Below are 7767 nucleotides of genomic sequence, written 5' to 3'. Positions count from 1 at the left end.
AGTTTCAATTGACTTATTTAGAGCGTAATTCCACCACCAACGAGCGCAACCAAATGCTTGAGCTAGTTGTATTTCTTGTTCTTTTGATGGATACAAACGGACAAGAACCGCTTTGTGTAACACTTAATATCACCTCCTTGGTAGCAATACTTTACCACAAATGGATATGGCGGTAAAATAGCCCAATAAAATAAAATAAAATAATTGGTGATTCCGCACTACGTGCCGCTACGCGAACATACATCCAGTATTTGTTTTTGCCTAGCAAAAAAGCAATACTGGATGCAATCGTTATCACCCACCTTATATCCCACCACTGATTCGTCCTTCCCAAATTCAGTGGGGGACTTACGGCGTAACAGTTAAAAACTGAGTACAACTAAAAAAGGCTTTTTCCCACTCCCTACTCTCCACTCCCCACTCCCCATAATAGTTCTGCTATTTTGACTGGATTTAGCTGTTCAACATTACTTAAAACTATTGCTGCACCTGCGGCTAGTAGTGTTTCGCTATAAGCATCACTATGGGCTGCTGTTTCCTGGACGTGAGGTGGTAAAATCCCCACACCAATCCAAGTCCGGTGAGGATGCATCTCTCGCGCCTTTCTGACGGTATACATATCAGCTACGGTATCGCCCACATAGATGATTGCTGACATATTATTTATTTCTGTCTCTAATAAGCGAATAGTGGCAAATAGTCCTGTGGGGTCTGGTTTACCTGGCGCATCTTCCATCGCAATTAACACTGGCGACTGTAAACCCAGACGTTTGTGCAGAACATAGGTAGCAGAAGCACGGGTAGCACCACTGAAAAATCCCCAGTCAATTCCAGATTCTGTGAGTTTTTCTAAATAGTTGGGTTGTAATAATAAAGGTTCATCACAGATATACCCATTCCAATTTTCTGGGTCTGTGCCTCGATAACGAGATTGAAAAAAGGCGACAATAGTTTTGTAATCCAGTTGCAATTGCTGGCGAGTTTGTCCCAGAGATTCAAAGTAGCGGTAAATAAATTCTTGGGAAGCTTCCCAATCATTATTCCAGAGTCCTTCTGATTTTAGCTGGTCAATATCTCCTGGCGTGGGACGATAGGCTGTGTTGGTAAAATGCTCTACAGTGTCCGCCAGCGCTCGGCGGTAGGAATTGCCGACATCGCGCACAACACCGTCAATATCGAAAACAACAATAGTTGTTGCGGAAGATTTTTCAGTCATGGAATTGGTAGATGAAAGCAGCTATTAAATTTTAATCGGTCATGGTCAAGCAATTTGCAAAGACTATTTTGGTCATCTGGTCAGGTATTGCGTTAAAATAAGCGATTGCAAAGCACGTACAGTGGGCATCATTTCCAACTGTGCGGTCAATAACTTAGTAATAATCCCCAGATATTCCCCGGAGGTGTGATTGACCCAATTTATTCTGAAAATCCTTTGGTTAGACGAAAACGTTGCTCTAGCAGTTGATCAAGTTGTAGGCAAAGGCACAAGTCCTTTAACTAAGTATTTTTTCTGGCCTCGAAATGATGCCTGGGAAGAGTTAAAAAAGGAATTAGAGTCCAAGCACTGGATTACTGACCTAGATCGTGTCGAATTGCTGAATAAAGCCACAGAAGTCATTAACTACTGGCAAGAGGAAGGCAGAAGACGACCAATGGCAGAAGCTCAATTGAAGTTCCCCGAAGTTGCCTTCACAGGTAGCGCCTGAAGAGTGCAACATCGTGAGTGCTGAGTAGTATAATATGTTGAAATTAGCAGCGCCCCAGGCGCTGTTTTTACTCAGCGTTCACCGAATGCGGATTTAATAAAATACACCCACCTCACCCTCTACCCCTCTCCTTGCTAAGGAGAAGGTTTACACACAAGTCGGGAAATTGTCTTTTGTGTCATAACACCCCTACCCTAGCCCCTCCCCGCAAGCGAGGCTACGGTGTACACACAAGTCCTGCCTGTCTGCGTTTGAGCCTGTTTAGCCCCCTAAATCCCCCAAGTTTGGGGGACTTTGAAAATTCTTGTTCCCCCAGAATTGGGGGTTAGGGGGCGATTCGATCACTTGTGTGTACACGGTAGGCAAGCGAGGAGGGGAACTGGATTTCCGCTTAAACCCTGTTTTTAGGACGGGAAAGCCTTTCTGGATTAGGATGTGTGTACACCGTAGCCTTGCTTAGGAGAAGGGAGACTTTCACCCAAGTCAATCAATTTTGAATTTGAGATTTGGCATCTATATAGACAAGCTAAATATGTTATTTTTATCTCGTCAAGCTCTGATTACACCTTTGGTAGGTTGTTTGTGTCTGTTGGGAGTTGGCTTGATTCAGTTTCCTCAACTACAAACTTTGTTAAGAAGCAAACAAGATATCTCCTTAGATGTTCTAGAAAGAGAAATTAATACGGAAACGACTCGGCTCAATTTTCTCAAAAAAATGCCCAGTTTTGGTTATGGTAATTTGATCTCAAATTGGGTTTATCTGGATTATTTGCAATACTTTGGTGATGATGAATCTCGTGAAAAAACAGGTTATCGCCTGACTCCAGAATATTTGGAAATTGTTTTAGAACGCGACCCACGATTTTTAGCAGCTTATTTGAGTCTTTCTACTGGTGCTTCTATTTACGCTGGAATGCCAGAACGCTCTGTAGAAATCATGGATCAGGGTTTAGAGTCGTTGTCTCCCTGGGTTCCGCAAAGGTCCTATTATGTGTGGCGTTATAAAGGAATTGATGAGTTATTATTTTTAGGAGATACGAAATCTTCTGAGCAATCTTTTGCAACTGCGGCAAAATGGGCTAGTAATTTTTCAGATCAAGAAAGTCAAACAATCGCTGGCATATCTCAGCAAACTTCTCTATTCCTAAGTAAAAACCCTAATAGTAAAAACGCGCAAATATCTGCGTGGGTAATGGTACTAAATAATCAATTTGATGAAAAGGTTACTGAAAGAGCTATTCGTGAAATTGAGGCTTTGGGCGGAAAGGTAACTAGTACTCCAGAAGGTAATATGATTTCATTCCCTCCTTCAGATGAATGAACCCCACCCCCAGCCCCTCCAGTGCAAGGGAGGAGGGGAGAGCAAGAGTTTTATATAGCAGGTTAGTCTTATTTATTGGTATAACGGCACACTGATACAATCTCAAACCCTGGAATTAGATATTAACGATCCGGGGTTACTTTATGGGGCGACGGTGTTTACAACAGTGCGGATTTATGGAAGTTGCCTCGATAGTAGTTTAACTAACTGGGTGGCACACTGCGATCGCCTACTTTTCTCTTTACAATCTTTTGGTTGGCGAGAACCAAACTGGAATCTGGTGCGTCAAGGTGCAGAAATTCTGGCGGAACATTTCCCAATTCTGAGAATTACTCTGTTTGCTGATGGTCGCGAGTGGATAACTGGGAGGTTATTACCACCGGATTTAATCGCCAAACAAAAACACGGTATTACCACAACTCTGGCAATGTCGAACTTTTATCGTAGTCTTCCTTCTCATAAAACTGGCAACTATCTGAGTGCTTGGTTGGCGAAGACTCACGCCCAACAGTTAAATTCTCAGGAGGCTATTTTCATCGATGCTACAGGCAATTGGCTAGAAACTACCACAGGTAACCTTTGGGGGTGGCAGAATGGTAGTTGGTGGACACCACCATTAACAGGGGAGATTTTACCGGGAATTATGCGATCGCAATTGATGAAATGCCTGCCAGTGGTGCGTGAGTTACCTTGGAATGCCGAGTTAGTTCGGGGATTTGAAGCGATCGCCTACACTAATAGTGTGGTGGAAATTATCCCCATTCATACCGTTCATCAGCCCACAGGGTCGCTACAATATAATCCCTACCATCCTAGTTTGCAACAAATCAGGGGACTTTTTTAACATGACAGCCGCACCGTTATGTTATACCTTAAGATAAGTTAACATAATTCTTAATAATGCCCTCTCATATCAGAGAAGCTACGCTAACTCACAAAAAATACAGGAGGATATACCTCAGTGAATAAAAGATGGAGAAATGCGGGGCTGTATGCGCTGCTTTTTATAGTTGTCATTGCTCTAGGAACAGCATTCTTTGACAAACAACCTCAAACTAGAGAAGTATGGCGATACAGTCAATTTATTCAAGAAGTTGACAAAGGCAGTGTAGATAAAGTCAGTCTGAGTGCAGACCGCTCTACAGCACTTGTTACCTCCAGAGATGGTGACAAAAAAGTAGTGACTTTAGTCAATGACCCAGATTTAATCAATAATTTGAGTGAAAAGGGCGTTGATATTTCTGTTTTGCCGCAAACTGATGAAGGATTTTGGTTTAAGGCACTGAGCAGTTTATTTTTCCCTGTATTGCTTCTGGTGGGTTTATTCTTCTTGCTACGTCGCGCTCAAAGTGGGCCTGGTAACCAAGCAATGAACTTTGGTAAATCCAAAGCCAGAGTGCAAATGGAGCCACAAACACAAGTAACCTTTGGCGATGTCGCTGGTATTGACCAAGCCAAGTTGGAATTAAACGAAGTAGTAGACTTTCTGAAAAACGCCGACCGCTTTACCGCAGTTGGAGCAAAAATTCCTAAAGGTGTATTATTAGTTGGCCCTCCTGGTACAGGTAAAACCCTTCTGGCTCGTGCTGTAGCCGGAGAAGCTGGTGTACCCTTCTTTTCCATCTCTGGTTCGGAATTTGTAGAAATGTTCGTCGGTGTGGGTGCTTCCCGCGTCCGCGATTTGTTTGAACAAGCGAAGACCAACGCTCCTTGTATCGTATTTATCGATGAAATTGACGCTGTAGGTCGTCAACGGGGTGCAGGTTTAGGCGGTGGTAACGATGAACGGGAACAAACCCTCAACCAGTTACTCACCGAAATGGATGGTTTTGAAGGTAATACTGGCATTATCATTATTGCCGCTACCAACCGTCCTGATGTCTTAGATGCAGCTTTGTTGCGTCCAGGTCGTTTTGACCGTCAGGTAGTTGTAGACCGTCCCGACTATGCTGGACGTAGCGAAATCCTCAAAGTTCACGCCCGTGGTAAGACCTTAGCCAAGGATGTAGACTTAGATAAAATCGCTCGTCGGACTCCTGGGTTTACCGGTGCAGATTTATCCAACTTGCTCAACGAAGCGGCAATTTTGGCAGCAAGACGCAATTTAACTGAAATTGCCATGGATGAAATCAATGATGCCATTGATCGCGTCTTAGCTGGCCCAGAGAAGAAAGACCGGGTAATGAGCGAAAAGCGCAAAACCTTAGTGGCATATCACGAAGCTGGTCACGCCTTAGTTGGTGCTTTGATGCCCGACTATGACCCAGTACAAAAAATCAGCATTATTCCTCGCGGTCGTGCTGGTGGTTTAACTTGGTTTACTCCCAGTGAAGACCGGATGGATACAGGTTTGTATAGCCGTTCTTATCTGGAAAATCAAATGGCTGTAGCTTTAGGCGGTCGTTTAGCTGAAGAATTAATCTTTGGTGATGAAGAAGTAACTACAGGTGCTTCCAACGACTTGCAACAAGTAGCCCGTGTGGCGCGTCAGATGATTACTCGTTTTGGAATGAGCGATCGCTTGGGGCCAGTCGCCTTGGGTCGTCAGCAAGGTAATATGTTCTTAGGTAGAGATATCATGTCAGAGCGTGATTTCTCCGAAGAAACTGCTGCTGCGATTGATGAAGAAGTGCGTAAACTGGTGGATGTAGCTTATACACGCGCTAAAGAAGTATTAGTTAACAACCGCCACATTCTTGATCTAATCGCGAAAATGCTGGTGGAGAAAGAAACAGTAGATTCCGACGAACTGCAAGAAATTTTGACCAATAATGATGTCAAAACTGCTGCTTTTGCTTAATTAACTTTGGTTGCAGTTTAACTAGATTTGGGGTAGTTCTGGGTTTTCCAGAACTACCCTATTTTTTTGTACAAAATTCGTGAGGAATCAACAAATCCCAAAGATAAGGTTGATAATGGGGTTGAATTTCCCGAACTTCTTGCAATATCAGTAATACTAATTTAGCTTTGACACCAAACCGTTTCACAAATTCTGCCAAACACTGCTCAATATGCCATAATTAATTAAAAGATTGGTGATTGTTGGGTTTCATTCTCTCCACCAAACTCACAATATCAACTATACCACTAAGAGGTAGGATAATGGATTCAGGAAAAGACGATCAAGAACAAAGTATGATGGAGATAATAAAATCTGGTGAATTAAACAGTATCTATTTCAACGAGTTTGCTATTGGAGTATCTAAAAATGATATTTTAATCTTATTAAGACGCAATGGAAAAGCAGAAGTTGTACTCAATGCTTCTCATATTACAGCAAAATCATTTCTAAGCTCTCTAGATGAAGCTCTGAGAGGATTTGAAGATAAGACAAATCAAAAGATACCAACTTCAGATGAAATTGAAAAATTAATGGAAGAGTAAGATGGAACTAACCCCCATTAATCAAAAATATCAAGAGTACAGCAGTCCATATTGTTTTATACAAGAACCAAAGGAAAATAAATATCCTCTGGGATTTCATACATTCAATGAAAACAAAATTTTACTGAAAACCAAAAACTTAACAAATAGAATTAAAGAACATAAACCAGACAATCTAGAAAAACAAAAAACTCAATCAATTAAAATAGATGAAATAGATAAATTATCAACCTTTGAAGATATCCTGAAATATGGTATTGATGTTATCAAATTGAAGGATGATTATATTTTTAAACGAATTAGTGAATTAAAAGAATTATGTGATTTAGAAGCAGACTATGATGTTGCTTTAGAATCTCTAAAGTCAATGTTTTTATTTATTGGAACAATTAGAAATATTTCTAAGCCTAGTAGTATCACAGTAAGTGAAACTGGTCTTTTTTATGTAAAATGGCAAATAGATAGGAATAATTCGATAACTCTAAGATTCCAAAAAGATTACTTTTTAGACTATGTTATCTTTAAGCCAAGTTCGCATACAAGTAAACGAATTATTTTGAATGGTTCGATGAATGCTATGGATCTAATTGATTATCTTAATGATTTAAATATAAAAATACATCAACAAATATAAACAAAAAATCTAAAAATGACAGAGGTCGAAACTGGCAATGTTACGCGCTATTGTAAACCTTCATCCTTAGAAAACGGAATAGTACAGAGTTCTGCTTTTGAAAAACGAAGTACGGAAAAATATTTGTCTGTCTATTTACTTGAATTTTTTCAAAAAGAAACGGAAATAAAAAATGTTATAGAAGTCATAACATATATGAGGACAAAAACAGGTTTCATTTGTAAAGCTAATGGTTCATTTGCTGTTATTAATATACAACAATCCAAAGAATATATTTTTGAAGAAATATCATTAAAAATATCTTATAAGGAACAAAATTTGCCTCATTGTGGTATTTTCCATGATGCTGATGACCTTTTAATTGCCGAGTTACTTACTGAGTGTGTTCAGAATAATTACATCATTAAAGATATCACCGACTCAACAAATGAGTAGTTAGAATATTTATACATTCAAAATTGCCCGAATCCGTTTTACCTTATTAAATTTTCTCCCCTCCTCGCTTGCGGCTATCCATTACCCACAAAATTCTTAACAATCTTGAAACCTTTGTTTTGTAAGGTTCATAAGGATTGGAATTTATGACTGGCTTGACAAATCAGCCTTGGCTATTCTCGCTAAAAACCTGCTTTTATTGAGAATGGACAACGTAGGTTTAAGGCTTCGCGATTTGGAGAGCGATCGCTCTCGCAAATGTTAAGAAAGATCCGGGTAATGCATAG

General features: G+C 40.4%; 10 protein-coding genes. 7 read left to right on the top strand and 3 right to left on the bottom strand.

Going from position 1 to position 7767, the window contains the following annotated elements; all coding sequences use genetic code 11:
• On the bottom strand, positions 1-123 hold a 123-nt coding region (locus tag AACX33_RS03470; protein WP_227789431.1), incomplete at its 3' end, for a helix-turn-helix domain-containing protein.
• Between the two features lie 280 nt (positions 124-403).
• Positions 404-1216, bottom strand: coding sequence for a TIGR01548 family HAD-type hydrolase (locus tag AACX33_RS03465; RefSeq protein WP_194001234.1), 813 nt, complete (start codon positions 1214-1216; stop codon positions 404-406).
• A gap of 190 nt (positions 1217-1406) precedes the next feature.
• Between AACX33_RS03465 and AACX33_RS03460 the strand changes: the two genes are divergently transcribed.
• From AACX33_RS03460 to ftsH3, 4 genes are all read left to right on the top strand, one after another.
• Positions 1407-1706 (top strand): 30S ribosomal protein PSRP-3, encoded by a 300-nt coding sequence (locus AACX33_RS03460; protein ID WP_006198089.1) that lies wholly within the window; start codon positions 1407-1409, stop codon positions 1704-1706.
• Between the two features lie 532 nt (positions 1707-2238).
• On the top strand, positions 2239-3027 hold the full coding sequence (locus AACX33_RS03455; protein WP_194001236.1) for a hypothetical protein: 789 nt from the start codon (positions 2239-2241) through the stop codon (positions 3025-3027).
• 70 nt (positions 3028-3097) lie between these two features.
• Complete coding sequence (locus AACX33_RS03450; RefSeq protein ID WP_194001392.1) at positions 3098-3871, top strand: aminotransferase class IV; 774 nt, start codon at positions 3098-3100, stop codon at positions 3869-3871.
• A 117-nt stretch (positions 3872-3988) separates the two neighbouring features.
• Positions 3989-5827 carry an ATP-dependent zinc metalloprotease FtsH3 gene (gene ftsH3, locus AACX33_RS03445; RefSeq protein ID WP_194001238.1) on the top strand — a complete coding sequence of 613 codons (1839 nt, stop codon included), beginning with the start codon at positions 3989-3991 and terminating at the stop codon, positions 5825-5827.
• A 58-nt stretch (positions 5828-5885) separates the two neighbouring features.
• Here the strand turns inward: ftsH3 and AACX33_RS03440 are convergent, their stop codons facing one another.
• Positions 5886-6026 (bottom strand): hypothetical protein, encoded by a 141-nt coding sequence (locus tag AACX33_RS03440; protein WP_194001240.1) that lies wholly within the window; start codon positions 6024-6026, stop codon positions 5886-5888.
• 103 nt (positions 6027-6129) lie between these two features.
• Here AACX33_RS03440 and AACX33_RS03435 point away from each other — a divergent pair, with 103 nt between their 5' ends.
• From AACX33_RS03435 to AACX33_RS03425, 3 genes are read left to right on the top strand one after another with little or no spacing between them, the layout of a single operon-like run.
• Complete coding sequence (locus tag AACX33_RS03435; RefSeq protein ID WP_194001242.1) at positions 6130-6411, top strand: hypothetical protein; 282 nt, start codon at positions 6130-6132, stop codon at positions 6409-6411.
• A gap of 1 nt (position 6412) precedes the next feature.
• Positions 6413-7045, top strand: a complete 633-nt coding sequence (locus AACX33_RS03430) for a hypothetical protein (RefSeq protein ID WP_194001244.1) — start codon at positions 6413-6415, stop codon at positions 7043-7045.
• 15 nt (positions 7046-7060) lie between these two features.
• The gene (locus AACX33_RS03425; protein ID WP_194001246.1) at positions 7061-7480 is read left to right on the top strand and encodes a hypothetical protein; all 420 of its coding nucleotides are present in this window, start codon (positions 7061-7063) and stop codon (positions 7478-7480) included.
• Positions 7481-7767 lie beyond the last annotated feature (287 nt).

The sequence above is a fragment of the Nodularia sp. LEGE 04288 genome, from assembly GCF_963896525.1.
Classification (GTDB): domain Bacteria; phylum Cyanobacteriota; class Cyanobacteriia; order Cyanobacteriales; family Nostocaceae; genus Nodularia.
Note: the sequence above shows the minus strand (reverse complement) of the source record. Positions and strands in the feature narration are given on the sequence as shown.

What these genes read in the sequence shown, in the direction of transcription:
- AACX33_RS03425 (WP_194001246.1), top strand. Translation starts at nt 7,061, where the DNA reads ATGACAGAGGTCGAAACTGGCAATGTTACGCGCTATTGTAAACCTTCA.
- AACX33_RS03465 (WP_194001234.1), bottom strand. Translation starts at nt 1,216, where the DNA reads ATGACTGAAAAATCTTCCGCAACAACTATTGTTGTTTTCGATATTGAC.
- AACX33_RS03430 (WP_194001244.1), top strand. Translation starts at nt 6,413, where the DNA reads ATGGAACTAACCCCCATTAATCAAAAATATCAAGAGTACAGCAGTCCA.
- AACX33_RS03455 (WP_194001236.1), top strand. Translation starts at nt 2,239, where the DNA reads ATGTTATTTTTATCTCGTCAAGCTCTGATTACACCTTTGGTAGGTTGT.
- AACX33_RS03435 (WP_194001242.1), top strand. Translation starts at nt 6,130, where the DNA reads ATGGATTCAGGAAAAGACGATCAAGAACAAAGTATGATGGAGATAATA.